Raw genomic sequence first — 26,888 nt, forward strand, 5'->3', positions numbered from 1 at the left:
GGTCTCCTTCGGGAGGCCGGCCCCGGCGGCGTTCAGCGGGCCTCCACGGCGGTGCAGCGCCAGCAGCCGGGGCCGCCGCCCGGCCGGGTTCCGTCGCGCTCCAGGCGGAAGGCGAGCGCCCGCACGATGTCCGGGGCGAGGACGACGGCGGCGGCGACCTCGACGGCCCTGCCGTCGGAGGAGGGGGACACGTGCGGCCTCCTGAGCAGCCGCGGCGTGTGCCCGCGGGCGACGTAGGCCCAGTCGGTGCGGGTGTTCACCAGGTTCCACAGGTGGTCGTACGCCTCCGGGCGCACGCGTCCCGCCAGGCCGGCCACGGGCCGCCGTCCGGTGAGGACGTCCAGCAGCCGTCCGGCGAACCAGATGTGGGGCGGCAGGGCGGTGACGTTGTGTGCGCGAATGATCGCGCTACGTGACGGTGTGGTGACAGGCATGTGCGGACCCCCGTGGTCTACCGATTGGTAACCGGGTTGTACGGGGGGCGCCGCCGGATGGGAAAGCCGGGCGGGGGCGGCGCGGGAGGCGGGCCGGGATTCACCTATCCGGGGTGCCGCGCACGTATGCTGACGCCATGCGCGTCTACATCCCCACGACCCTTCCCGGCCTGGCCGAGGCGCACAAGGCCGGTGAGCTGGGCCCCGCCCCGCTGGACGCCTTCGCGGTCACCCCGAGCCTGCGCGAGTGGTACGTCTCCGACGACATCGAGGAGCTGGAGTACGCCGCCCTGACCCGGGCCGCCCAGAGCTCGCTGCGGCAGCTGGCGCTCGCCCCGGACGCGCCGCGCCGCCGTGTCGTGCTCGCCGTGGACGTCGCCGACGCCGCCGTCTCCTTCGACCCCGACCGCGCCCTGGACCCCTCCGCCCTCGGCTCGGTCCGCCTGTCCGCGCCCGTGCCGATGGCGCGCGCCGCCGCCGTGCACGCGGACGCCGACGACGCCGAGCGGGACATCTCCGCGGCCGCGGACGCCCTGGGCGCGGCCGACGCCGGCGACGACGACGCGCGCTTCACGGTCGACGGAGCCGAGGACCACGAACTGCTCTGGTTCGCCACCCAGGAGATCCCCACGCTGATCGCGTGACGCGTGACGCGTGACGCGTGACGCGCGACCGTGACCCGTGCCGCGCACCGCGCGGAGGGGTGTCCCGGGGACCCGATGTCTACGATGCGGCTTCGTATGTGACCTCGGCACTTGCCTTGGGCCGGGAGGGTCTGGGTACGGTTTCGGATGTGAACGCGCATCTGGTGTGGGACTGGAACGGCACGCTGCTCCACGACATCGACGCGGTGATCGAGGCGACGAATGCCTCCTTCGCCGAGATCGGCCTTCCGCGGATCACGCTGGAGCGCTACCGCGAGCTGTACTGCGTGCCCGTGCCGAGGTTCTACGAGCGGCTGATGGGACGCCTGCCCACCGAGGACGAGTGGGAGGTGATGGACGAGATCTTCCATCGCCACTACTGGGCCCTGGCCGGCACCTGCTGCCTCGCGGAGGGCGCCGCGGAGATCCTGGCCCGCCGGCGGTACGAGGGGCTCACCCAGTCCCTGTGCTCGCTGGCCCCGCACGAGCAGCTGATACCGATCCTGCGCACGCACGGCATCGAGAACCACTTCCTGCGCGTGGACGGCCGCACCGAGGGCAGCCACACCGGCAAGTCCGAGCAGATGGCCCGGCACCTGGCGGCCATGGACGGCATAGTCGCCGGCCGGGTCGTGGTCATCGGCGACGCGGTCGACGACGCGGTGGCCGCCCAGCACGTGGGCGCCCTGGCGGTGCTGTACACAGGCGGCTCGCACAGCCGGGCCAGCCTGGAGAAGGCCGGCGTCCCGGTCGTGGACACCCTGGTCGAGGCCGTGGAGACGGCCGAGGCCCTGGTCGCCTGAGGGCCCCGGCCGCCGGGGCGGACCCGGCGCCCGCCTCAGGTCACCGGCGCCTTGGACCGCAGCACGGTCAGGAACTCCCGCATCCACGAGGGGTGGTCCGGCCAGGCCCGCGAGGAGACCACCATGCCGTCCACGACGACGGCGGTGTCCTGGAAGCCGGCGCCCGCCGCCTCCATGTCCATCTCCAGCGCCGGGTAGGCGGTGACCCGGCGGCCGCTGAGGGCGCCCACCGCGGCCGTCAGCAGCGGTCCGTGGCAGATCTGGGCGACCGGCTTGTCGGCGTCGAAGAAGGCCTTGAGCACCTTGCGCAGCTCGGGGTCGTTGCGCAGGTACTCGGGGGCGCGCCCGCCGGGGACGACGACGGCCGCGTACGCGCCGGGGTCGACGTCGGCGAAGGACAGGTCCGCCTGCCAGGTGTAGCCCGGCTTCTCGGTGTAGGTGTCGAAGCCCTCCTCGAAGTCGTGCACGACGAACCGGAGCTTCTTGCGGGTGGGTGCCGCGATGTGCACCTCGTAACCCTCTTCGAGGAGTCGCTGGTACGGGTACATGACTTCGAGCGACTCGGCAGCGTCGCCGGTGACGATCAGGATCTTGGTGGCCATGACCGGGTTTCCCGTCCCTTCCCGTCGCGTGTGTAAACGTCTCGCTACGACCTCCGTACGGTCACCTCCTCAACCTGCACCCGTGCGGCCGGACTGTCCAGTTCGTCAAAGATTGGTTCGTGGTTTTGTACACAAAGAGCCCCTGACAGCCCCCCCGGCCGTAGCGATAGCCTTACAGCGTGATCAGCGCTGATCCATCGATCACCACGACCTACGTCACGCAACGGCGCGCGACAGGGAGCATGAGGACATGCAGACCAAGCTGGACGAAGCCAAGGCCGAGCTGCTGGAACGGGCGGCCCGCGTGGGCCCCGGACCTTCGGCGGGGGGAACGCCGGCTCCCGGCACGGCAGGGGCGGGCGACGGCCAGGGCCCGGTGAAGGAGGCGCTGGACTCCTTCCTGCAGCGCTACTACCTGCACAGCGCCCCCGAGGACCTGCTCCACCGCGACCCGGTGGACGTCTACGGCGCCGCGCTGTCCCACTACCGCCTCGCCGAGGTCCGCCCGCAGGGCACCGCGAACGTCCGCGTGCACACGCCCTCGGTCGAGGAGAACGGGTGGACGTGCAGCCACACCGTCGTCGAGGTGGTCACCGACGACATGCCCTTCCTCGTCGACTCCGTCACCAATGAGCTGTCCCGGCAGGACCGCGCGATCCACGTGGTCGTCCACCCGCAGATGCTGGTCCGCCGCGACCTGACCGGCAACCTGCTGGAGGTGCTGGAGGCCGTCCCCGGCGACGGCGCCCAGCTGCCGCACGACGTGCTGACCGAGTCCTGGATCCACGTCGAGATCGACCGCGAGACCGACCGCGAGGACCTCAAGCAGATCGGCGCCGACCTGCGCCGCGTGCTGTCCGACGTCCGTGAGGCCGTCGAGGACTGGCAGAAGATGCGCGACGGCGCGCTGCGCATCGCCGACGAGCTGGCCGCGACCCCGCCGCCGCTGCCCGAGCAGGAGGTCGGCGAGGCCTGGGAGCTGCTGCGCTGGCTGTCGGACGACCACTTCACCTTCATCGGCTACCGGGAGTACGCGCTCACCACGGAGAGCACCCCCGAGGGCCAGGAGGACGTGCTCACCGCGGTGCCCGGCACCGGGCTCGGCATCCTGCGCTCCGACCCGCACCACCACGACGCCGAGGGCCGCCACAACGCCCACCCGGTGTCGCCGTCGTTCAACCGGCTGCCCGTCGACGCCCGCAAGAAGGCCCGTGAGCAGCGGCTGCTGATCATCACCAAGGCGAACAGCCGGGCCACCGTGCACCGGCCGTCGTACCTGGACTACATCGGCGTGAAGAAGTTCGACGCCGACGGCAACGTCATCGGCGAGCGCCGCTTCCTCGGCCTGTTCTCCTCGGCCGCGTACACCGAGTCGGTGCGCCGGGTCCCGGTGATCCGCCGCAAGGTCGCCGAGGTGCTGGAGGGCGCCGGCGTCTCGCCGGACAGCCACGACGGCCGCGACCTGCTGCAGATCCTGGAGACCTACCCGCGCGACGAGCTGTTCCAGACCTCGCCGGACGAACTGCGCGAGACCGTCACCAGCGTGCTGTACCTGCAGGAGCGCCGCCGGCTGCGGCTGTTCCTGCGGCAGGACGAGTACGGGCGCTACCTGTCCGCGCTGGTCTACATGCCGCGCGACCGCTTCACCACGGCGGTCCGGCTGCGGCTGACGGACATCCTCAAGGAGGAACTGAACGGCGTCACGGTCGACTTCACCGCCTGGAGCACCGAATCGGTGCTCTCCCGGCTGCACTTCGTGGTCCGGGTCGCCCCCGGCACGCGGCTGCCGCAGCTGAGCGACGGCGACGTCGAGCGGATCGAGGCCCGGCTGACCGAGGCCGTGCGTTCCTGGGCCGACGGCTTCGCCGAGGCGCTGAACGCCGAGTGCGGCGAGGAACGCGCCGCCGAGATGAACCGCCGCTACGCGCACGCCTTCCCCGACGGCTACCGCGCCGACTTCACCCCGCGTGCCGCCGTCGCCGACCTGCAGCACCTGGAGCGGCTCAACGGCGAGGACTTCTGCCTCAGCCTGTACGAGCCGGTCGGTGCCGCCCCCGGCGAGCGCCGCTTCAAGATCTACCGCACCGGTGCGCCGGTCTCGCTGTCCGCCGTGCTGCCGGCGCTGCAGCGGCTGGGCGTCGAGGTCACCGACGAGCGCCCCTACGAGCTGCGCCGCACGTCCTCCTCGTCGCAGGCCGGCGAGGAGGGCGCGGGACGCGCCTGGATCTACGACTTCGGGCTGCGGATCGACCCCAAGCTCGGCGACCTCGGGGACGACGCCCGCGAGCGCTTCCAGGACGCCTTCACCGCGACCTGGACCGGTCAGGCCGAGAACGACGGCTTCAACTCGCTGGTGCTGAGCGCCGGTCTGAGCTGGCGGCAGGCGATGGTGCTGCGCGCCTACGCCAAGTACCTGCGGCAGGCCGGCACGGCCTTCTCGCAGGACTACATGGAGGACACCCTCCGCAACAACGTCCACACCACCCGGCTGCTGGTCAACCTCTTCCAGGCGCGGCTCTCCCCGGACCACCAGCGGGCCGGCAGCGAGCTGACCGACGCGCTGCTGGAGGAGGTGGACGCCGCCCTGGAGCAGGTCGCGAGCCTGGACGAGGACCGCATCCTGCGTTCCTTCCTCACCCTGATCAAGGCGACGCTGCGCACCAACTACTTCCAGCGCGCCGAGGGCGGCAGGCCGCACGCCTACCTGTCGATGAAGTTCGACCCGCAGGCGATCCCGGACCTGCCCGCGCCGCGCCCGGCGTACGAGATCTGGGTCTACTCCCCGCGGGTGGAGGGCGTGCACCTGCGCTTCGGCAAGGTCGCCCGCGGCGGCCTGCGCTGGTCCGACCGGCGCGAGGACTTCCGCACCGAGGTGCTCGGCCTGGTCAAGGCGCAGATGGTGAAGAACACCGTCATCGTGCCGGTCGGCGCCAAGGGCGGCTTCGTCGGCAAGCGGCTGCCCGACCCCGCGGCCGACCGCGACGCGTGGCTGGCCGAGGGCATCGCCTCGTACAAGACCTTCATCTCCGGCCTGCTCGACATCACCGACAACCTGGTGGGCGGCCAGGTCGTGCCGCCCGCCGACGTGGTGCGCCACGACGGCGACGACACCTACCTGGTGGTCGCGGCCGACAAGGGCACCGCGTCGTTCTCCGACATCGCCAACGAGGTCGCCGACTCCTACGGCTTCTGGCTCGGCGACGCGTTCGCCTCCGGCGGCTCGGTCGGCTACGACCACAAGAAGATGGGCATCACCGCCCGCGGCGCGTGGGAGTCCGTCGAGCGGCACTTCCGCGAGATGGGCCACGACACCCAGAACGAGGACTTCACGGTCGTCGGCGTCGGCGACATGTCCGGTGACGTCTTCGGCAACGGCATGCTGCTCAGCGAGCACATCCGGCTGGTCGCCGCCTTCGACCACCGGCACATCTTCATCGACCCTCAGCCCGACGCGGTGACCTCCTACGCCGAGCGCCGCCGGATGTTCGAGCTGCCGCGCTCCTCGTGGGCGGAGTACGACGCGAAGCTGATCTCGCACGGCGGCGGGATCTTCCCGCGCAGCGCCAAGGCGATCACGATCACCCCGCAGATCCGCAAGGCGCTCGGCATCGAGCAGCCGGTGGCGAAGATGACCCCGGCCGACCTGATGAAGGCGATCCTCAAGGCCCCGGTGGACCTGCTGTGGAACGGCGGTATCGGCACCTACGTCAAGTCGTCCGCCGAGTCGCACCTGGACGTCGGCGACAAGGCCAACGACGCCATCCGCGTGAACGGCGCCGAGGTGCGCGCCAAGGTCATCGGCGAGGGCGGCAACCTGGGCCTGACCCAGCTCGGCCGCATCGAGTTCGCCCTGGCCGGGGGCCGGGTCAACACCGACGCCATCGACAACAGCGCCGGGGTGGACGCCTCCGACCACGAGGTCAACATCAAGATCCTGCTCAACGCGGTCGTCGCCGAGGGCGACATGACGGTCAAGCAGCGCAACACCCTGCTGGCCGAGATGACCGACGAGGTCGGTTCCCTGGTGCTGCGCAACAACTACGCGCAGAACGTCGCGCTGGCCAACAGCATGGCGCAGGCCCCCAGTCTGCTCCACGCCCACCAGCGCTTCATCCGCCGGCTGGTGCGCGACGGCATGCTGGACCGGGCGCTGGAGTTCCTGCCCACGGACCGGCAGATCCGCGAGCGGCTGGCCGCCGGCCAGGGGCTGACCCAGCCGGAGCTCGCCGTCCTGCTGGCCTACACCAAGATCACCGCCGCGGAGGAACTGCTCGCCACCGACCTGCCGGACGACCCGTATCTGCGGCGGCTGCTGGACGCGTACTTCCCGAAGGCGCTGGGCGAGCGCTTCTCCGCGCAGATCGACGCCCACGCGCTGCGCCGCGAGATCATCACGACGGTGCTGGTCAACGACACCGTCAACACCGGTGGCAGCACCTTCCTCCACCGCTTCAAGGAGGAGACCGGCGCCACCAGCGAGGAGATCGTCCGGGCGCACACCGCGGCCCGCGCGATCTTCGGGCTGAGCCGGATCTGGGACGACGTCGAGGCGCTCGACAACGTCGTGCCGGCCGATGTCCAGACCCGCGTGCGGCTCCACTCGCGGCGGCTGGTGGAGCGGGCCTCGCGCTGGCTGCTCAACAACCGGCCGCAGCCGCTGCGGATCGCCGAGACCATCGAGTTCTTCCACGACGGGGTCACCCGGGTCTGGGCCGAGCTGCCCAAGCTGCTGCGCGGCGCGGACCTGGAGTGGTACCAGTCGATCCACGACGAGCTGACCGGCGCGGGCGTCCCGGAGGAACTGGCCACCAAGGTGGCCGGGTTCTCCTCCGCCTTCCCGGCGCTGGACATCGTGGACGTCGCCGACCGCAGCGGCAAGGACCCGCTGGCGGTGGCCGAGGTCTACTACGACCTGGCCGACCGCCTGCAGATCACCCAGCTGCTGGACCGCATCATCGAGCTGCCGCGCGCCGACCGCTGGCAGTCGATGGCCCGTGCCTCCATCCGTGAGGACCTGTTCGCCGCGCACGCCGCGCTGACGGCGGACGTGCTCTCGGTGGGCAACGGCTCCTCCACCCCGGAGCAGCGGTTCAAGAAGTGGGAGGAGGCCAGGGGCGCCCTGGTCGCCCGGGCCCGCACCACCCTGGACGAGATCCAGGGGTCGGAGGCGTTCGACCTGGCGAACCTGTCGGTGGCGATGCGGACCTTCCGCACGCTGCTGCGCACGCACCACTGACGGTCCCCGCGAGGGCCGCGGCACAACGGGAGGGGCCGGGGGAGATCCCCCGGCCCCTCCCGTGCGGTCGGCGCCCGGTCACCCGATCCGGTACAGCCGTTCGTGCGTGCGCGGGCCGGTGGCGACCAGGGAGGTGTCCGGCGGGACCGGGGCCTTGGGAGCCGTCATGATCCAGCGGACGTGGTAGCGGCGGGCGATGGCCTGCCGCAGGTCCGGCGCGGTCGTGGGGGCCAGGAAGGTGCGGACGTCGGCGGCGCGGCGCCCCCGCTCCGCCGCCGTGGTCGACGGGTCGGGCCAGGTGGGGGCGACCAGGAACGCGCCGTAGGCCGGCATCACGTGGGAGGGACCGTAGGCGTCGGTCAGGACGACGTCGCCGACCGCCACGTGCCGCTGCGCCCACTGGTAGCTCGGCCAGTGGTTCAGCCGCTGCAGGTGCACCGCCGGCGGTACGTAGCGCTTCGGGACGATCGCACCGGCCTGCGCCACCAGGCCGACGCAGGCCGCCACGGCGGCGAGCGGTGCCAGCACCGTGCGCAGCAGCGTCCACGGCGGGGCCTCGGCGAGCTCGACCGCCAGCGCGAACTGCAGCGGCACCAGCAGCAGGCCGAAGATCCGCCCGTAGGAGTACTCGCCGCTGAACCAGCCGTACGCGGCCACCGCGCAGTCCCCGGCGAACATCAGCACCAGCGGGTCCAGCGGGTTCAGCCGCAGCCGGTACAGCAGCGCCGGCAGGCCCGCCAGGGCGAGCCCGTACCACTGCCACAGGTCGCCGTAGAGCTGCCGGTGGATCCCGTCCACCGTCGGGTCGCCGAGCAGCGCGGAGACACTGAAGTACGGCCACCACCCGGCCACCGCGAAGGCGACGGCGGCGGTCAGCGCCCAGCGGCCCAGGATCCCGGCGACGATCGGGGTCTGCTGCAGGCCGAGCACCAGGGCGGCCACGCCGATGACGGCGCCCATCGCGGTGAACGGGTGGACGAGCAGGATGACGCCGAGCAGCAGTCCGAGCCCGGTGTGCAGCCATGGCCCGCCGACGCCGCGCCGCGCGGTGCGCGCGGTGATCGCCCACGCCCAGAAGGTCAGGCCGATCGCGAACGCGCTCGGGTAGGTCAGCCCGCGGGTCATCGACTGCAGTGAGAGGAAGCCGCTCCACTCCTTGTGCTCCGGCCCCCACAGCAGCACGAACGCCGCCAGTGCCAGGACCGGCGCCCAGCGGCGGGTGCTGAGGGTGCGGGTGAAGGCGCCGATACCGGTGACGACCAGGGCGAGGTTGAGCGGGCCGCAGGCCTTCAGCAACTGCCAGCCCGGCACGCCGGTGAGCTTGCTCAGCAGCCCCAGCAGCACCGTGTACGGGGTGAAGTAGGGGCTGCCGGTGCCGGGCATGTCGAGCAGCGGGTTGGACGGGTGCCGCCAGTCCGCCGCGATCCGCTCGATCGCGGCGGCGTGCTGCCCGAAGTCGGCGGCCGGTACGGCGTCCCAGGTCTTCAGGGCCACCACCAGCCAGAACAGGGTGCCCAGAATCAGGTACGGCGAGGGGCGCCGCACCCGGCGCAGCTCGTAGGTCTGGATGCGCCAGTCCCGCTGGGTCGTCAGAACGCCGGTCACGCAGCCCTCCCGGCCGTCGTCAGCTCGTCACCACGATGTTCGATCGTGGCACGCGGTGCTGCATCCCCGGCGGGTCCGTACGGGGACGTGTCCGCGTGCGGCCACCCGTTCGTGGGAGGGGCTACGGCCGACTGGCGGCCTCCCCGTGCGGCGGCCGGGGCGCGGGTGCCCGCCCGCTGCGGCGCCGCCGGTACTCCGGCAGCACGTGGTCCGGGCGGGAGATCCGCTCCGCGGTGGGCACCGTCGTGTACGGGACCGGGGCGCTCGCGGACGCCGTCGCCGAAGGCGAAGCCGTGCCCCCGGCGCAAGCCCCTGCGGTGGACCCGGTGGGAGGCGATCGCGAACAGCCCCAGGAACTCCGGGCGTTCGGTGACCGGAAGGCCTCGGTGCCGGCGGAGGACGGCAGGTCCCGCACACGGCTCTTCCCGGCGGTGTCCCACCGGTAGGTGCGCGCATGGTCGAGGTGGAGGAGGTCAGGGGCGCCGTCCTGGCGCGGCCGCCGTGCGGCCGCCGTCGGCGACCCGGGGCAGGGTGTCGTCGCCGTCGAGGAGGAACAGGGGCTCCCCGGTGGCCCGTTCGGCGTCGGTGCCGCGGGACCGCCCGGCGCCCGGGTCGCGCTCGTGGTGCACCGCGACGACCCGCGGTTCCCGGGGCCGGCGACGGGCTGGGGCGGCACCGGGTCCACGACAGGCGCGGGGGGAGCGCGGGGACCGGCGGACGGACCGTTCAGCGTCGTGCGGTGCCGCCGAGGCCGAGCAGGCGGTCGGTGGCGCGGGCGGCGGCCCCGCCGTCGTCGAGGTGGCAGAAGGTCGCGCGGAAGTGGGCGTACGCGTCGGCGCTGTGCCGTGCCACGGTGTCCAGGTCGCGCAGCGCGCCGGCGACCTCGGCGGTGGAGTGCAGCAGCGGACCGGGCGCCTGGGCCTCGAAGTCGGGGTAGAAGCCGCGCAGGGTGTCGCGGACGTGCTCCAGGTCGGGCACGAGGAAGAGCATCGGGCGGCCGGTGTTGGCGAAGTCCGCGGCGAGCGAGGCGTAGTCGGTGACCAGCACGTCGGCGAGCAGCAGCAGTTCGGCCGCGTCGGGGTGCGCGGACACGTCGCGGACGAAGCCGGAGCGGCCCGGCCGCAGCCGGTCGGCGACCATCGGGTGCGAGCGGTACAGCAGCACGTGGTCCCTGCCGAGGGCGGCCTCGGCGCCCGCCAGGTCCAGGTGGGGGGAGCGGCGGTAGTGGCCGGCGTCGTACGCCCGGTCGTCGCGGCGCGTCGGGGCGTAGAGCACCACGGTGCGGCCCCGCGGGATGCCCATCCGGTCCCGCAGCGAGGCGGCGATCTTGTCGCGGTCGTCGGCGAACAGCACGTCGGTGCGCGGCAGTCCGGTCTCGGCGACCTCCCCGTCGAAGGCGAGCGCCGTGCGCAGCGCGCCCGTGCTGTGCGCGTTCGGCGACAGCAGCACGCTCCACTGCCGGCCCGTGTCGCGCGGCGGGCGCGGCAGGTGGGCGAGCTCCGCGCACAGGGTGCCGGCCAGGTCGCGGCCGGTGCGCTTGACCGGAGTGCCGTGCCAGGTCTGCAGCACCCGCTGGTCGGGGCGGCGGACGAACCACGGCGGCAGGTGCGTGTTGGTGACCACGTAGCGGCTGCGCGCCAGCGCCTCGTACCAGGCGGCGCTGTGCAGGACCACGGGCCGCGCGGTACCGGGCGGCACCGCCTGGCCGTCCCGCACCACCCACAGGTGCTCCAGTTGGTCGGCCTCGCGGCGGCGCAGCAGTTCCTCGTGGACCGCGCGCGGGGAGTCGCCGCTGCTGCGGCCGTCGAAGGAGCTGTAGAGCACGGTGTCGCGGCGCGGCAGGCCCCGGGTGCGCGGGTAGTGCGTCTCGCGCAGCACGCGCTGCCGGTAGGGGCCGCGCTGCGGCTCCGGCACGGTCGCTCCGGCCTCCACGAACAGCCGGTCGTGCCGGTGCCGGTCCACGGTGAACGCCTTGCCGCCGGAGCCCGCCGCCATCGGCAGCGCGTCGAACGCCGCGGGGGCCACCCGCACGGGCGCGTCGTGCCCGCCGGCCCGCAGCCACAGGTCCCAGCGGCCCTCGGCCAGCGGCACGGTCCCGGCGAGGGTCTCGATGCGGCCGGGGCGCACGGTCACGGTGAAGCGGCGCCCCTCGCGGTGCCGGGCCCGGCCCGCCGGGGCCGGCGACGCGGCCGCGCTGTCCAGGCGTACGGGGAAGGCGTGCTCGGCGCTGAACGTGCCGTGCCGCAGGACCAGTTCGGCCCGGCCGGGCGGGGTGTCCGGCGCCAGCCGGCCGGTGAGGACGAGCGCGCCCTCGGCGGTCCAGCCGACGGCGTCCACGACCGGCTGGGGTGTGCGGTCGCGCAGCACCAGCCGGCCTGCGGCGTCGGCCTCGACCAGCAGCTCGCGGTGGACACCGGCGAACCGGGCGTCCGTGCCGAGCGGGTAGTGGCCGGCCGGCAGGTCCCCGTCGAGATGGACCGGGTCGGTGCGGCCCGGCCGCATCAGGACGGCCTCCCACGTCTCGGTGGTCTCCGGGGCGATCTGCCGGGGGCCGGGTTCCAGCGCGGGCCGGGCGTCCCCGAGGTCGGCGAGGCGCACGCGGACCCGGCGGACGCCGTGGTCCGCGTCCTGGACCGGATACGTGAGGACCGCCCGCGTCGAGGCGAGCGTCAGGCGCAGCGCGGTGGCGTCCGGCGCGCCGGTGACGTCCAGCTCCACCGTCTGGTCGGGGCCCGCCCGGTGGTCCACCACTGTCCGGGTCACCGGGTCCACCGACAGGTGCAGCCGTCCCGCCCGGTGGTACGGCACCACCCGGGTCCCGTCGCCCGCCGGGTACGACTGCGGGGAGGCACCGGAACCGCAGTCCGCGGCGCGCAGTCCCGCCGTGCGGATGACACCTCGCGCGGCGACGACCACCGCGATCCGCCACCTGCCGGGCCGCAGCCGTGCCGGGTCGACGGTGATCTCGAAGCCCGACCAGTCGTAGCAGTGTTCCTCCTGGCGGGAGCCGACGGTCGCGGCCGGTTCCTGGTGGATGCGCACCGGCAGCAGCAGGACCTTGACCCGGCGCCGCCGCCCGCTGAGCGCGACGGCGGTGATGTGGGCGTCGCCGGGCTGCCCGGCGTCGATGTTGCGCAGGTAGGCGTGGCCGCGCAGCACCAGCCGGCCGTTCTCCCGGGACACTTCGGCGACCTCGGCGTGCACGGACAGGTCGGCGCGGCGCAGCCGCGCCACGGAGGGGGGCAGTGCCATCGGGGTGCCGTCCGCGGCGGCGACCACCGCGCGCTTGCGCAGCGGCGGCCCGGCGACCGTGAACCCGGACGGATTGGCGCGCTGGTGTTCCAGGAACGCGACGAGGTCGTCGAGCCGGTCCTTGGCGACCAGGTGCCAGATGATCCGCTGCGCGACGGGGAGTTCGGGGAAGACGCCGGGGTCGGCACGGCTGAGGAAGTCCCGGCAGCGCTCCATGAACACCCGCCGGTACTCCGGTCCCGCGATCGGCAGCGCCTCGACGAGGTCCTGCAGGTCGTCGGTGAGCACCGAGCGGTCGTAGGCGCGCTTGTACGCGCCCCGGGCGGGGTGCGCCGGGTCGGCGAGGAAGCGGCTGACCGAGTCGACGGCCGCGACACGGTCCGCCGCGCCGCGCGCGCCCCCCACGCCTCGCACCTCGGTGCGCCGCCCGGCGGCCGAACCCTCGTGGACCCGCCGGTAGTGGACGTGGTCGTGCAGGACGTCCACGGCCTCGGCGAGGAAGTGCGCGCGAAGGGTGAGCGGGGCGTCCTCGTACTGCAGGTCCTCGGGGAAGGCGAGGTGGTGCCGCTCCCAGAAGTCACGCCGGAAGACCTTGTTCCAGGCGGCCCGGTCGGAGAGCAGCGCCGGGTCCCGGGTGACATGGGTGCGCGGCACGGTGCGGCTCGTGTCGCGCCGCGGCCAGGCCTCTTCGCGGCCGTCCTCGGTGAGCCGCCAGGCGTTGCCGGTGGCGAAGTCCGAGCTGGAGGCGTCCAGCATCCGCACCAGCGTCTCGTACGCGCGCGGCGGCAGGACGTCGTCGCCGTCGAGGAAGGCGAGGTAGGAGGTGGCCGGATCGGCGTGCCGGACACCGGTGTTGCGGGCGTGGCCCAGGCCCGCGGCTTCCTGGCGGACCAGCCGGAAGCGGGGGTCGCGGTCGGCGAAGGAGCGCGCGATCTCGGCGCCGGCGTCCGTGGAACCGTCGTCCACGACCACCACGTCGAGCGCGTCGAGGGTCTGCGCGGCCACCGAGGCAAGGCACTCCGCCACGTGCGCCTCGACGTTGTGGACCGGGACGACGACGGTGAGGCGGGGCGTGCGCGGGGCCATCGGCTGACGTCACCCTTTCCGGGTACGGGCGGTGTGCGGGGACGAGGAGTTCAACTCGCCCCGGCCGCGTCGGTCACCTCCTCTGAGTCGAACGGGTGAACCGCCGGGGACGTCAGGCGCCGGGCGCCGGGTCGCGGGTCTGGTCGTACACCCCGCCGGGCTCCTGCGCGCAGGCCTGCGCCCGGGCCTGCGCCCGGACCTGCTCATGGGCCCGGTCCGGGGCGGGGGCCGGGCGGCGGCCCCGCGCGGGAGCGATCGGGGGCAGGCCGCCCGGCTCGCCCAGGAAGACCCGGCGCACGACCCGCTCGGCGGCCTGCCCGTCGTCCCACGGGCAGTAGCGCTCCCGGAAGGCGGCGCGCAGCCGGGTGGACAGCGGGCCGCGCCAGGCGCCGGTGCGCAGGATGTCGAGAAGTTCGTCCCCGGACCCGGCGACCAGCCCCGGCGGCTCCGCGGTGATGTCGAGATAGGCGCCGCGCGCGATCCGGTACGCCGTCCAGTCCTCGGCGTGCACGACCACCGGCCGGTCCAGGACGGCGTAGTCGAACATCAGGGACGCGTAGTCGGTGATCAGCCCGTCGGATGCCAGGCACAGCTCCTGCACGCTCCGATGCGCGGAGACGTCGAGCACGTTGCCCGGCAGGTCCTCGGGGAGGCCGGCCGCGCATCCGCGGTCCGGGTGCTCGCGCGGTGCCCGGTACAGGATCATGAATCCCGGGCCGAGTTCCCGGCCCAGCCGGGCCGGGTCGGCGGGCGGGCGGAAGCCGTGCCGGTGGTCGCGGTGGGCCGGGGCGTACAGCAGGGCCGTGACGCCCTCGGGCAGCCCGAGGGCGGCGCGCAGCCGCAGCACGTCGTCCGCGGAGGCCCGGAGCAGCACGTCGTTGCGGGGCTGGCCGTACTCCAGGGTGACGTAGCCGGCCGGGTAGGCGCGCTCCCAGACCACCGAGGAGTGCGGGTTGGCGGACAGGCAGTAGTCCCAGCGGTCGGTGTGGGCGAGCATGCGCGCGAAGTCCCGGCCGGCCGAGGCGGCGGGGTCGCCGTGCACGTCCAGTCCCATGTGGCCGAGCGGGGTGCCCTGGTGGGTGTGCAGGTTCACCTGGCCGGGGCGCTTGACGTACGCGTGCGGGAAGTTGACGTTGTTGACCAGGTACGTGGCCCGGGCCAGCGCCGTCCAGTACGCGGGCGAGTCCGGCTGGAGGCGGCGCACCCCGGGCGGCAGCGTTCCGGCGTGCTCCTCGGTGGTGATCCAGGCCGTGCGCAGGTGCGGGGCGAGGCCGCGGACGGCGGTCTCCAGGGCGGCGGGGTTGCAGGCGTAGCCGCCGTACCGGTCGGCGGCGAAGACGGCCGACCGCGGGTCCAGGGGCCGCCGCCGCTGCAGGCGGTAGTGCGCCCGCAGGGCCGCCGTGCGGACGGTGAGACGGGCGGCCCCGGCCAGCGCGCGCAGCCGCCCGCGCAGCGCGCCCGCGGCCCGCACCGCGTCGAAGACGTGGCGGGCGCCGAGCCGCACCAGCAGCCGCCGGGGCTCGCCGCCGCGCCCGGGGCGGCCGGCCTCCGGGGGCCGCAGCCGGCGCAGGAGCAGACCGCAGCGCTTGAAATAGGCGGCGCGCGACGAACGGGGCAGCCGGTCGGCGCTGTTGTAGATCAGCAGCAGGTGGTCGGCCATCCGCCGGAAGAGCGCGGGCCGCCACGGGTCGTGCGCGGGGTGGCGGTCGAGGAAGGCGAAGAGCCGCTCGTACTGCTCGAAGACGTCGAAGTGGCGGGTGCTGGTGGTGCGCGGGACGCTGCCGTGGCGGCGCTGCCGGTCGTGCACGCAGACCCGGTCCAGCACGGCGACGCTGCCGGCGCCGAGCAGCGCGGGGTACGTGAAGGGCACGTCCTCGTACCAGCCGGGCGGGAAGGACAGGCCGCGCCGCTGGACGAACTCCCGCCGGTAGGCCTTGTTCCACGCCACCGGCAGCAGGCGCAGCAGACCGGGCCGGTCGGCGAGGGGACCGGGCGGCGGCCCGGCGTGGGAGAGCGGGCCGGCGTGGCGGCCGCGGACGACGCGGCCGTCCCAGTACGTGCGGGCGTGGTCGAAGACCAGCACGTCGGGTTCGGCGGTCTCGGCCAGCCGGTCGGCCACGGCCCGCAGCGTGCCGGGGGTGAGGGTGTCGTCGCCGTCGAGGAAGAGCAGGTAGTCGCCGGTGGCGTGGGCGATGCCGGCGTTGCGGGCCCGCCCGGGGCCCACGTTCTCGGCCAGGTGCACGGCGGTGACCCGGTGGTCGCGGGCCGCGTAGGACTCGACGACCGCGCCGCAGCCGTCGGGGGAGCGGTCGTCGACGGCGATCAGCTCGACGTCGGTGAAGCTCTGCCCGAGCACCGACTCCAGGCACTCGTGCAGATAGGCCTGCACCTTGTGGACGGGCACGATGACGCTGAACCGGGGCAAGGCAGCACATCCGTAGGATCGACGTACGCGGCTTATGCCCGTTATATCCTGACGGGCGTGCCGCGTCCGGCGACCGTTCCGGCCACGGAGTGTTGCCCGGCCCCGGCCCTGCCCCGCGCGCCTACTTCACGGCGCCCGCCATGACGCCGGAGACGAACTGCCGCTGGAAGGCGAAGAAGACGACCAGCGGGACCACCATCGACACGAAGGCGCCCGGCGCCAGGATGTCGATGTTGTTGCCGAACTGCCTGACCTGCTGCTGCAGTGCGACGGTGATGGGCTGCGAGTCGGCGTTGGAGAAGATCAGCGCCACCAGCATGTCGTTCCACACCCACAGGAACTGGAAGATGCCGAGCGAGGCGATCGCCGGACCGCCCAGCGGCATGATCACCCGCGCGAACAGCCGCAGCTCGCCCGCCCCGTCCAGCCGCGCGGCCTCCAGCAGCTCCCGCGGGATCTCCGCGAAGAAGTTGCGCAGCAGGAAGATCGCGAACGGCAGGCCGAAGCCGGTGTGGAACAGGACGACGCCGATGATGTCGCCGAAGATCCCGATGTCACCGAAGAGTTTGGCCACCGGGACCAGCGCGATCTGCACCGGCACCACCAGCAGCCCGACCACCAGCAGGAACAGCCAGTCCCGGCCCGGGAACTCCATCCAGGCGAAGGCGTAGCCCGCCAGCGAGCCGATGACCACCACCAGCAAGGTGGCCGGCACCGTGATGAGCGCGGTGTTCAGCAGCGACGAGGTGACGGCGTCGTTGCCCAGCAGCTCGCGGTAGTTGGCGGCGGTCAGCTGCGAGGGCGCGGTGAACACCTTCCACCAGCCCGTGGCGCCGATGTCCACCGGTCCGCGGAACGAGGAGATCAGCAGCCCCACGGTCGGCATCAGCCAGAACAGCGCGACCAGCACGAGGAACACGCGCAGCACGCCGGCGCCGGCCCGCTCCACCAGGCGCGCGGCGAGCGGGGCCCTGGCGGCCCTGCCCGCGGTCTCCGGGCCGGCGGGCCGGGCCGGTCCGGCGGGTTCCGCTGTGCCTGCGACGGTCGTCATCGGCGGGCCTCCCTGCGCAGACGGCGGATGTTGAACACCATGACCGGGACGACCAGGAGCAGCAGGATGACGCCGATCGCGCTGCCGACGCCCTGGTTGTTGCCGCCCCCGAAGGACGACAGGAACAGTTGCAGCGCCAGGACGTTGGCGTCGTCCTGCGAGGTGCTGGGCGCGATGATGTAGACCAGGTCGAAGATCTTCATCACGTTGATCATCAGCGTGACGACCACCACGACCAGCACCGGAGCCAGCAACGGCACGGTGATCCGGCGGAACACCTGCCACTCGTTGGCGCCGTCGATCCGCGCCGCCTCCATCAGCTCGCGCGGCACCCCGGCGAGCCCCGCGGCGATCAGCACCATCGCGAAGCCCGCCCACATCCACAGGTAGGCACCGATGATGGCGGGCGTCACCAGCGTCGGGCCGAGCCAGTCGATGCCGTTGTACGGCTGCGCGAAGTTCGAGGCGGGCAGCCGCAGTCGGGCGCCGGCCGCGGACGCCGGGAGCGCGAAGGTGCCGTCCGCGCCGGACGTCGCGGAAGCGACCACCCGGCCGTCCTTCACGGCCTCGACCCGCACGCCCTTCAGCGCCTTCTCCCCGGCGTCGACGGCGCCCGCCGTGCCTCCGCCGCCCGGCTTGAAGTCCAGCCACACCGTGCCGGTCACCCCGGGCCCGGCGGCCGCCTGCCGGGCGGCGCCCGTCCCCGCGGGGAGCTCGGCCGCCGGGATGCCGATCAGCGGCAGCGCGACCGCCGTGCCCTGCCGCGCCGCCTGCTGCGTGGTGTACGAGCCGCCGCCCGAGGCCGCCAGCTCCCCGCCCGGGCGGGGTCTGGCCCCGGGGTAGGCGGAGGAGTCGGCGAAGGTGTCGTGGACGCCGACGACGACCGCGTTCGCCGCGCCGCGCGCCGGGTCCTGCTCGTACACCAGCCGGAAGATGATCCCGGCCGCCAGCATCGAGATCGCCATCGGCATGAAGACGACCAGCTTGAAGGCGGTGCCCCAGCTCACCCGTTCGGTCAGCACCGCGAAGACCAGGCCGAGCGCCGTGGCCAGGACCGGCGCCACGACCACCCAGACCGCGGTGTTGCGCAGCGCGGTCAGGGTGCTGTCGTCGCTGAAGACCGAGCCGTAGTTCTCCAGCCCGACGAAGCCCGATCCCGCCTTGTCGAAGAGGCTGCGCCAGAGCGTGTACGCGATCGGGTACACCACCAGCGCCCCCAGCAGCACCAGCGCGGGCAGCAGGAAGACCGCCGCCACCCAGCGCCGGGTGCCCGTCACGCCCTTGCGCCGCGCCGCGGGCACGCCGCCCGGGGCGGCCGGACCCTGCACGGTCGCCGCCGTCGCCATCGCGGCCGCCTCAGCCGGCGTACGCCTTGGCGGCGTCCGCTTCGAGCCTGGCCTGCGCGCCCGCCACGTCCGAGGGGTTCTTCAGGAAGTCCTGGAGGTCCTTCCACTCGCCCTTGCCCGCGGTGCCGCCGAAGGCCGCCGGGGCCTGGTCGGACATGTCGAAGCGGAAGTCGTCGCCCGCCGACACCAGGCCCTTGGCGATGGAGCGCGAGACCTCGTCCGGGTACACCGACAGGTCCAGGGACTTGTTCGGCGACACGAAGCCGCCCGAGGACGCCCACACCCCGGCCGCGTCCGTGGAGGCGAGGAAGGTGACCAGCGCCTGCGCGCCCTTGGAGTCCTTCAGGACGACGCCCACGTCACCGCCGCTGACCACCGGCGCCTTGCCGGAACCGACCGCCGGGAAGGGGAAGACCTTGGCGTCCTCGCCGACCTTCGCCTTGGTGTTGTCGCCGATGAACGCGCCCACGAAGTCGCCCTCGTAGACCATCGCGGCCTTCGGCGGGTTGCCGGTGAAGGTCTGCGTCACCGACTTGGGGAAGTCGGTCTGCAGGGCGCCGCTCTGGCCGCCGGCGATGAGGTCCTTCTTGCCGAAGAGCCCGCCGAGGGTGGTGAGCGCCTCCTTGACCGAGGGGTCCGTCCACTTGATCTTGTGCTCGGCGAGCTGGTCGTACTTCTCGGGCCCGGCCTGGGAGAGGTAGATGTTCTCGAACCAGTCGGTGAGGGTCCAGCCGTCGGCCCCGCCCACCGATACCGGCGGCGTGCCCGACTCGAAGATCGTCTCCGCGGTCTTGAGGAAGTCGTCCCAGGTGGCGGGAGGAGCGGAGATGCCGGCGTTGTCGAAGGCGGCGGTGTTGTACCAGACCAGCGACTTGTTGGCGGCCTTGGCGTAGACGCCGTACTGCTTGCCCTCGTACGCGCCGAGGTCCTTCCAGCCCTGCGTGAAGTTCTTGTCCAGCTGGGCCTGCGCCTCGGGGCCGAGCGGCTTGAGCCAGCCCTTCTGCGCGAACTGCCGCAACACGCCGACCTGCGGCAGGAACGCCACGTCCGGCGGCTGACCGCCCTCGATCTTGGTACCGAGGAAGGTGGAGACGTTGTCACCGGTCGGCACGAACGTGACCTTGGCGCCGGTGCGCTTGCCGAACTCGTCGATGACCTTCTGGAAGTTCTTCTGCTCGGGGCCGGTCCACACCGCGGCGACCTCGAGGCTCTGCCCCTTGAGGTCCGGCAGCGCCACGCCGCCGTTCCCGCCGCCCGAACCGCTGGGCGACGCCGCTCCGTTGTCACCGGTGCCGCCGTTGTCGTCGTCGCTGCCGCCGCAACCGGCCGCTGTCAGTGCCAGGGCGGCCGCCGCCACCGCGGCGACGACGGCCCTGCGCGTACCTCGCGTGCGCCTGCTGGATGTCCGCATCTGCCTGCCCATCCCCTCAGCGCGGAAGCACGCCGCGGTGGCAGCCCGCCGGTTGGCCGAGGCAGCTGCGCCGGGCGTCCCGTCCCCGCGTCATCCGCTGTTCCGCGTTCAGTGTTACGCCCGGTCTGATAACCGCCGCAATACCGCCCACGCACAAGGCCGTTGGATCGTGACCTTCATGTGACCGGCGAACCGGTCGAGCGGGCGAGGGCGCCGTCGGCACGGCGGACGTAGAGAGTGAGCGACTTCGCGGAACCGGTGAGCGTGGCGCCGGTGCGGCTGGTGGCGCTCACCGGGACGGGCGCCCAGCCGGACCCGGCGCCCACGGCGGCGGCCAGGGCGCCGCCGCCGGACGGGGCCAGGACGTACAGCCGGCCCCCCGACACCGCGGCCTCCGGACGGCCGGTCGCGTCCAGGCCGGGGACCAGTTCCGAGGGCCGCCAGGCGCCGTTGACGTACGGCAGGCGCAGCACGGCCCCGTCGGCCTTGCGCACGACGAAGGCGTCCAGGGTGCCGCGGGCGCGCGACACCAGGCCGGGCGCGGAGGTGATGCGGCCGGCGGTGGGCACCAGCGCCCAGGCGTTCCACCGGCCGTCGACCCAGGAGGAGGTGACCAGGTCGCCGTCGGAGCGGGCGACCAGGTCGATCCGGCCGGGGGCGGAGGACGCGGCGGCCGGGGTGGTGTCGAAGGTGGCGGGCTGGTCCACCTGGTACCAGCCGCCCCAGGCGCCGTCGCTGAGGGTGCGCCGGTAGACCTTGTGGTCGGTGCCGAGCGCGAACACGTCGAGCTGCCCGGCGCGCGAGGAGACCGCCGAGGGGTCGTCGGCGACGCTTATCCCGGTGAGCCGGTGCCAGCCGCCGTCCACCAGATACCACAGGTTCCGGTCGGTGCCCCGGGTGAAGACGTACGTCGCCCCTGCGGCGGAGACCGCCCGCGGCCTGCCGGTGGTCTCCACCCCCGCGACCGGGAGCGGCGGCAGCGCCGTCAGGCCAGACCAGTGCAGCGACGCCTCCCCGGCCGTGTCGGCGGCGTCGGCGGGGGAACTGACGGCACCCTGCGGGGAGGCCGCGGCGCCGGTGGGCGCGGTGGGGGTGGGCGCGTGCGTCGTGGAGTCGCCCGGCTCCCGGTCCTCACGGCTGGTGGAGCCGCCGTCGTCGGAGCCGGAGGCGGCGATGGCCCAGCCGCCGAGCCCGGCGGCCACCAGGGCGGCTGCGGCGGCCGCCCCGATCTTGGCCCGGCGGCGCTGCGGCGAGTCCGCGACGGCACGGTGCCGGTGCCGGGCCCGGCTGCCGCGGGGGTCGTCGCCCGCGGCGCGGCCGGCGGCGAGTTCCTCGGCGGTCGGCAGCTTGATGCTGGTGTGCGTGTCCCGGGTGGAGTCCGGGGCGGCGCCCCTGACCAGCGGGACCGCGCCGCGCCGGCGGCCGGCCGGCGGGTCGTACGGCTCGCCGGCGCCCGCCGGTTCGGCGCCGAAGCCGCCCGCGTCCTCGTGGTGGTGGTCGCCGGGCGCGTCCACCTCCAGCGGCGGCAGCCCGGCCAGGTCCGGCAGCAACTCGCGCAGCCGCGTGGCCACTTCGGCGGCCGTCAGCCGCGAGGCCGGCGCCTTGGCCAGGCACTGGGAGAGCAACTGCCACAGCTCGTCGGGGAGGTCGGGCAGCGGCGCCACCGACTCGGTGACGTGCCGGCGCAGCACGGCCCCGGGGTGGCCGCCGCCGAACGGCGTGAAGCCGGCCAGCAGTTCGTACAGGACGGTGGCGAGCGCGTAGATGTCGACCGAGGCGCGCGGCGGCAGGCCCTCGATGATCTCCGGCGCGAGGTAGTCCGGGGTGCCGATGATGCGGGTGGCGCGGGTGCGGCGCGGGGAGTCCACGAGTCGCGCGATGCCGAAGTCCGTGAGCAGCGCCGGGGGCGCCCCGCCCGGTCCGGGCGGCGCGGCGGAGTCCAGCAGCACGTTCTCGGGCTTCACGTCGCGGTGGACGACGCCTGCCGCGTGCGCGGCGGCCAGGCCGTCGGCGACGTCGGCGGTGACCGAGACGGCGGCCTCGGGCGCGAGCCTGCGCTCCCGCTCCAGGCGGGAGCGCAGGTCGGTGCCGCGCACGAGGTCCATCACGAGCGCCAGGTCGGAGCCGTCGACCACCAGGTCACGGATGCCGACGATGTGCGGGTGGTGCAGTGCCAGCAGGGCCGTGCGCTCCTGGACGAAGCGGCCGACGAGGTCCTGGTCGGAGGCGAGGTCCTCGCGCAGCAGCTTGATGGCGACCGGGCCCTCGGGGCCCTCGCCCAGCCACACCGTGCCGGCGGACCCGCGCCCCAGCACCTGGTGCGCGGTGTACCGGCTGCCGATCTTCCGTCCCAAGGCTGCTCCGACTCCTCCGACGTGCCGTCGTGTTGGCGACAAAGCTACGCGGATGCGAGCCGGTTGGGGGAACCAGTCCGGGGTGAGTGCGGCTTCTGCGGAAGAAATCACCCTCCAGAAGTCGACAAATCACCACCATGGGCAGTCTCAGCCGGTGAACGTGAACCAGTTGAGATTGACGAAGTCGGCGGGCTGACCGCTGGCGAAGGTCAGATAGACGTCGTGCGTCCCGGTGATCGCCGCGGTGTTGGCCGGAACCGTCGTCCAGTTCTGCCAGCCCCCGGTGCTGCCGACCGCGAAACTGCCCACGGGGGTCGCGGTGGGACTGTCCAGCCGCACCTCGACCAGCCCGCTCACCCCCGCCGCGGCGCCCGAGGCGACCCGGGCCTTGAACTGGTGGGCGGCGGTGGAGCCGAAGGCGACGCCGTTGTAGCGCAGCCAGTCGCCGCCTCCGATCCAGCCGACGTCCTGGCCGCCCCCGGTGTCGGTGGTGGTCTCGGTGGCGGTGCCGGACTGGGCGGCGTACGACTCGGCCTGGATCGTGCCGTAGGCACCCGTGCCGCCGCCTCCGCCCCCGCCGCTGCCGGCGGAGTTCCAGACGGCCACGTAGTCGACCAGCATGGGCACGCCCGAGGCGGTCGAGCCGGTCGGAGTGCCGCTGCCCGCGACCCCGTTGGGGAAGGCGCCGCCCATTGCCACGTTCAGCAGCACGAAGTGGCCGTGGTGGGTGGCGTTGGCCCAGGTCGTCGCGTCCATCTGCGAGGCGTTGACGGAGTGGTACTGCACACCGTCGACGTACCAGCGCAGTGTCTCCGGGCTGACGCTGCGGTCCCACTCGAAGGTGTACGTGTGGAAGGCGCCCTGGCAGGCGCTGCCCGGGCACGCGTGGACGGCGCCGAGGCCGTTGGTCTCGTTGCAGGGGCCGCCGGGGTTGCCGCCGCAGTGCAGCGTGCCCCAGACCTGGTTGATTCCGTTGACGTTCTCCATGATGTCGAACTCGCCGATGCCGGGCCAGTTCTGGTAGTTGCCGCGGTAGTCGGCGCCGAGCGTCCAGAACGCCGGCCAGTAGCCGGCCGCGGCGGCGCCGGTCACGTTCGGCATCTGGATGCGCGCCTCGATGCGGGCCCGGCCGCCCGCGGCCGCCTGGAAGTCCGTGCGGCGGGTCTCGATCCGGGCGGAGGTCCAGCGGCCGGAGCCGTCGCGGACCGGGGTGATGCGGAGGTTGCCGCTGCCGTCCTGCTGGAGGTTGGTGCTGCTCGCGGTGTACGTCTGCACCTCGCCGGTGCCCCAGTTCGCGGGGCCGCCGGGGTAGGAGGTGCCGGTGTCGGTGATCCAGTCCGTGCCGGAGGGGGCCGACCCGGCGCTGCCGGTGAAGTCGTCGCTCCAGGTCAGGGACCAGCCGGTGCCGGGTGGGGGGACGCTGGCCGAGGCCGGGCCCGCGAGGGCCGCGGCGAGCGCGAGCAGTGCGGCCGCGCCGGCCCGGACGAGAGTTTTGGACGCGCGCATGACAAGTCCTCCTGTGAGGAGAGGTGGGGGAGCGCGTGAAGGGGGGGGGTGCCCGGGCAGTTCACTGTCCGCCCGGGCTGACGAGGCGTCAAGACGTGGCGCTTGAAAACGCTCTCAGAATTTCCCGCCGTCACTCCTTGAAGCCAGGAGCTGCCGCACTCTTTGAAAGCAGGAGCTGCCGCGCTACTGGCTGGGAGGGCCGCTGGTGGAGTCACCCAGCGAGCTGATCCCGTTCCAGATGTCGCTCACCCATGTGGACAGGGTGTCCCAGAGTCCCTTGCCGGTGTCGAACCAGCCCTGCAGCGGCCCGAAGTACCAGGCCAGCAGGAAGATGACGACCACGACGACGATCATCGTGAAGCAGCCCTTGAGGCAGCCCAGGCCGGGGATGCGCATCGGGTTGGCACTGCGCCGGCGCGGTTCGCGGGCCGGGGGCGGCTCGGGGGCGGGTGGCCGCTGCGGCTCGTACCGCCGGGGCTGCTGCTGCTCGTAGCGCGGCGGCACCGGCTGCTGCTGCGGCCGGGGCGCGTACTGCTGCTGCTGCGGCTGCTGCTGCGGCGCGTACTGCTGCGGTTGCGGCTGGCGGTGCTGCGGCGGGCGCGGGGGTTGCTGGTGCTGGGGCTGCTGCGCGTACCCCTGCCCACCGGGCTGCTGCCGCTGCGGCTGCTGTTGCTGCTGGTAGGACTGCGGGGGCTGCTGCGGCGGCTGGCCGCCCGGCTGACGGCGCGGGCGGCGCCGCAGGGGGTCCTGGTCGGGGTCCAGGTACTGGATCTCGGTCTGCTCGGCACGCGCCCGGGCCCGGTTGAGCTGCGACTCCCACGGGTGCGGGCCCTGGGGCGGCTCGTTCGGCGGGCCACCGGGCACCGGCGGCATCACACGGGTGCCGTCGGCGCCGCCGGCCGGGCGGGAACCGCCCTGGATGACCTGGGTCGGGTCGGCGCCGCTCTCGGGCCCGCCGGCGGACAGCACACTGGTGGCGGCCGTCGGGTCGTACCCGGCCATCGGCGAGCGGTTGGGCAGCACCTGGGTGGGGTCGGCGGTGCCCGGCGGCACCAGGGGGGTGTCCGGCACGGTCGCCGGTGCGGGGTCCGGGGCGAGCAGCGCGGCCACGCCGATGGCGGCCTCGGCCTGCGCCGGGGAGGCGTGGACGCCCACGCCCGCGGCCACCACGCGCAGGGCGCGGGCCAGGTTCTCGGCGCTGGGGCGCTCGGCGGGCTCCTTGCGCAGGCAGCGCTCGATGACCGTCCACAGCGGTTCGGGGACGGTGGTGGGGCGGCGCGGTTCCGCGCTCAGGTGCCGCTGCAGCACTTCGAGCGCGCTCTCGCCGTGGAACGGCGGACGGCCGGTGACCAGCTCGTACAGCAGGATGCCGGCGCCGTAGATGTCCACCGCGGAGGTCTGCGGGCGGCCCTGCGCGGACTCCGGCGCTATGTAGGCGGGGGTCCCCACGAATTCGTGGGTCCGGGTGAGGCCGGGCGAGTCGGCCAGCCGGGCGATGCCGAAGTCGGTCAGCATCGGGTGCATCTGGGCGCTGCCGTCCGGGCCGGTGACGGTGGCGAGCAGCACGTTGGCGGGCTTCAGGTCGCGGTGCACGACGCCGTCGGCGTGGCTGGCGGCCAGGGCGTCGGCGATGGCCGCGGTCAGCAGGGCGCCGCCCACGGGGGAGAACGGACCGTTCTCGCGCAGGTGGCGGTAGAGGTCCGGGCCGTCGATCAGGTCCATCACCAGGGCCAGCAGGTCGCCCTCGACGACCAGGTCGCGCACGCGGACGATGTGCGGGTGGCGCAGCCGCAGCAGCACCGAGCGCTCCCGCAGGAAGCGCATCACGACGTCGGGGTCGCTCGCGAGCTCTTCCTTGAGCACCTTGATCGCGACGGTCTCGCCGGTGTCCCGCACCTGGGAGCGCCACACGGTGCCCGTGGCACCGCGTCCCAGCGGCTCCACCAGTTCGTATTTGCTGCCTACCGGCCGCACGTCTCGCACTCCCTGGATCTTGGCCTGGTCCGTGGCCTGTGTGCGCCCACTGTAGTGCCGCGTCATGGGAGCGGAGCTCGTTCACGCACGGGGCGGGCGTGGGATTAGGACGCGGAGTACGGTCGTTTGGTTGCTTTTTCCGCCCAATGCTGATCATTCAAGATCGTGAAGGTGGGCACCGGCGGCAACCTGTCGGTGGCGAGTGGGAGGATGCGCGTGCGGATCGCGGATCGCTGAGCAACGGGAGCCGGTCGGTTCGTTCTTGTACGTGTCGATGTGCCCGGACACGGCGGGTGGGGCGAGGCCTCTTCCCGCCTTCGGACCGGGCAGAAGGGACCGTGGACGGAGATGCAGATCCGGCTGACCGTTCTCGGGCCGCGCGGCGGCCGGGGGGCGCGCTCCTCCGACGTGCTCGTCACCGCGCCCGCGGGCACCCTCCTGGGGGCCGTGGCGGGTGCCCTGACCTCCGGCACGGGCGGCTCCGGGCAGCCCGCGCGGTCCACGGCGTCCCTGAGGTCCCTGCCTCCGCTGTACGCCGGTGCCGAGCGGCTGGACCCGGCGACCGCCGTGCTGGGTGTGCCGCCGCTGCTCGACGGCGCCGTGCTCTCGCTGCACGCCCCGGCCGACGGCCACCACGAGGAACGACCCTCGGCCGCGGCCCGGCTCCATGTCATAGGCGGTCCCGACGCCGGCGGGGTCCACCTGCTGCAGGGCGGGCAGATCCGGGTCGGGCGGTCCGCCGACGCGGACGTCCCCCTGGACGACCCCGACGTCTCCCGGCTGCACTGCGCCATCACCGTGGACGCCGGGGGCCGGGTCACCGTCCACGACCTCGGCTCCACCAACGGCACCACGCTCGACGGGCAGCCGGTCGGGCCCCGCGGTGTCCCGTTCGCCCCCGGGGCCCTGCTGCGCATCGGCGAGTCCGTCCTCCAGCTGGAGCCCACCCCGCCCGGGTCCACGGTCCCGCCGCCTCCGGCTTCCGTCCCCGCCATCCCGGACGCCGAGGGCCATCTGCACGTCACCCTCCCGCCGGCCTCCTGGCCCGACGGCGAGGCGGTGGCGGCCTGGCGGCCCGCGCGGTCCGCGGAGCGCCCGGCCGGGCCCGCCTCCCCCGGCGGGGCCGCACCGGATCCCCGCCCGGCGCCCGCTCCCGGCG

The 26,888-nt window shown here is 73.8% G+C and carries 16 protein-coding genes; 4 read left to right on the forward strand and 12 right to left on the reverse strand.

Annotation, left to right across the window (positions count from 1 at the left end; all coding sequences use genetic code 11):
* Positions 1–32 precede the first annotated feature (32 nt).
* On the reverse strand, positions 33–434 hold the full coding sequence (locus PV364_RS38980; protein ID WP_319665681.1) for an Rv3235 family protein: 402 nt from the start codon (positions 432–434) through the stop codon (positions 33–35).
* Positions 435–571: 137 nt separating this feature from the next.
* On the opposite strand from PV364_RS38980, the gene PV364_RS38985 reads away from it, so the two are divergent.
* Positions 572–1,078, forward strand: coding sequence for a DUF6912 family protein (locus tag PV364_RS38985; RefSeq protein ID WP_319665682.1), 507 nt, complete (start codon positions 572–574; stop codon positions 1,076–1,078).
* A 149-nt stretch (positions 1,079–1,227) separates the two neighbouring features.
* A complete protein-coding gene (locus PV364_RS38990; protein WP_319665683.1) occupies positions 1,228–1,881 on the forward strand; it encodes an HAD family hydrolase in 654 nt (217 codons plus the stop codon).
* A 35-nt stretch (positions 1,882–1,916) separates the two neighbouring features.
* On the opposite strand, the gene PV364_RS38995 is transcribed toward PV364_RS38990, so the two are convergent.
* Positions 1,917–2,483, reverse strand: a complete 567-nt coding sequence (locus tag PV364_RS38995; RefSeq protein ID WP_319665684.1) for a DJ-1/PfpI family protein — start codon at positions 2,481–2,483, stop codon at positions 1,917–1,919.
* A 250-nt stretch (positions 2,484–2,733) separates the two neighbouring features.
* Here PV364_RS38995 and PV364_RS39000 point away from each other — a divergent pair, with 250 nt between their 5' ends.
* Complete coding sequence (locus tag PV364_RS39000) at positions 2,734–7,719, forward strand: NAD-glutamate dehydrogenase (RefSeq protein WP_319665685.1); 4,986 nt, start codon at positions 2,734–2,736, stop codon at positions 7,717–7,719.
* A 78-nt stretch (positions 7,720–7,797) separates the two neighbouring features.
* Here the strand turns inward: PV364_RS39000 and PV364_RS39005 are convergent, their stop codons facing one another.
* The 10 genes from PV364_RS39005 to PV364_RS39050 form a co-directional block, all read right to left on the reverse strand.
* A complete protein-coding gene (locus tag PV364_RS39005; RefSeq protein ID WP_319665686.1) occupies positions 7,798–9,324 on the reverse strand; it encodes a hypothetical protein in 1,527 nt (508 codons plus the stop codon).
* A 473-nt stretch (positions 9,325–9,797) separates the two neighbouring features.
* Positions 9,798–9,953 (reverse strand): hypothetical protein, encoded by a 156-nt coding sequence (locus PV364_RS39010; protein ID WP_319665687.1) that lies wholly within the window; start codon positions 9,951–9,953, stop codon positions 9,798–9,800.
* A gap of 97 nt (positions 9,954–10,050) precedes the next feature.
* On the reverse strand, positions 10,051–13,662 hold the full coding sequence (locus PV364_RS39015) for a CDP-glycerol glycerophosphotransferase family protein (RefSeq protein WP_319665688.1): 3,612 nt from the start codon (positions 13,660–13,662) through the stop codon (positions 10,051–10,053).
* 112 nt (positions 13,663–13,774) lie between these two features.
* Positions 13,775–16,087 carry a bifunctional glycosyltransferase family 2 protein/CDP-glycerol:glycerophosphate glycerophosphotransferase gene (locus PV364_RS39020; RefSeq protein ID WP_319665689.1) on the reverse strand — a complete coding sequence of 771 codons (2,313 nt, stop codon included), beginning with the start codon at positions 16,085–16,087 and terminating at the stop codon, positions 13,775–13,777.
* A gap of 121 nt (positions 16,088–16,208) precedes the next feature.
* Positions 16,209–17,138 (reverse strand): carbohydrate ABC transporter permease, encoded by a 930-nt coding sequence (locus tag PV364_RS39025; RefSeq protein WP_319665690.1) that lies wholly within the window; start codon positions 17,136–17,138, stop codon positions 16,209–16,211.
* Positions 17,135–18,484, reverse strand: a complete 1,350-nt coding sequence (locus PV364_RS39030; RefSeq protein ID WP_319665691.1) for a sugar ABC transporter permease — start codon at positions 18,482–18,484, stop codon at positions 17,135–17,137. The genes PV364_RS39025 and PV364_RS39030 overlap by 4 nt, the downstream gene beginning before the upstream one ends.
* 10 nt (positions 18,485–18,494) lie before the next feature.
* Positions 18,495–19,895 carry an ABC transporter substrate-binding protein gene (locus PV364_RS39035; protein WP_319665692.1) on the reverse strand — a complete coding sequence of 467 codons (1,401 nt, stop codon included), beginning with the start codon at positions 19,893–19,895 and terminating at the stop codon, positions 18,495–18,497.
* 176 nt (positions 19,896–20,071) lie between these two features.
* Positions 20,072–22,249: a protein kinase domain-containing protein gene (locus PV364_RS41455; RefSeq protein WP_401979493.1), complete on the reverse strand. Its 2,178-nt coding sequence runs from the start codon at positions 22,247–22,249 to the stop codon at positions 20,072–20,074.
* Between the two features lie 147 nt (positions 22,250–22,396).
* Positions 22,397–23,755 carry a glycoside hydrolase family 16 protein gene (locus tag PV364_RS39045; RefSeq protein ID WP_319665693.1) on the reverse strand — a complete coding sequence of 453 codons (1,359 nt, stop codon included), beginning with the start codon at positions 23,753–23,755 and terminating at the stop codon, positions 22,397–22,399.
* Between the two features lie 183 nt (positions 23,756–23,938).
* On the reverse strand, positions 23,939–25,729 hold the full coding sequence (locus PV364_RS39050; RefSeq protein ID WP_319665697.1) for a serine/threonine-protein kinase: 1,791 nt from the start codon (positions 25,727–25,729) through the stop codon (positions 23,939–23,941).
* A gap of 348 nt (positions 25,730–26,077) precedes the next feature.
* Between PV364_RS39050 and PV364_RS39055 the strand changes: the two genes are divergently transcribed.
* A partial coding sequence (locus PV364_RS39055; protein WP_319665694.1) for an FHA domain-containing protein occupies positions 26,078–26,888 on the forward strand: 811 nt, incomplete at its 3' end.

Origin of the sequence: Streptomyces sp. MI02-7b (assembly GCF_033793585.1) — a bacterium.
In the GTDB taxonomy this organism is placed as follows: Bacteria; Actinomycetota; Actinomycetes; order Streptomycetales; family Streptomycetaceae; genus Actinacidiphila.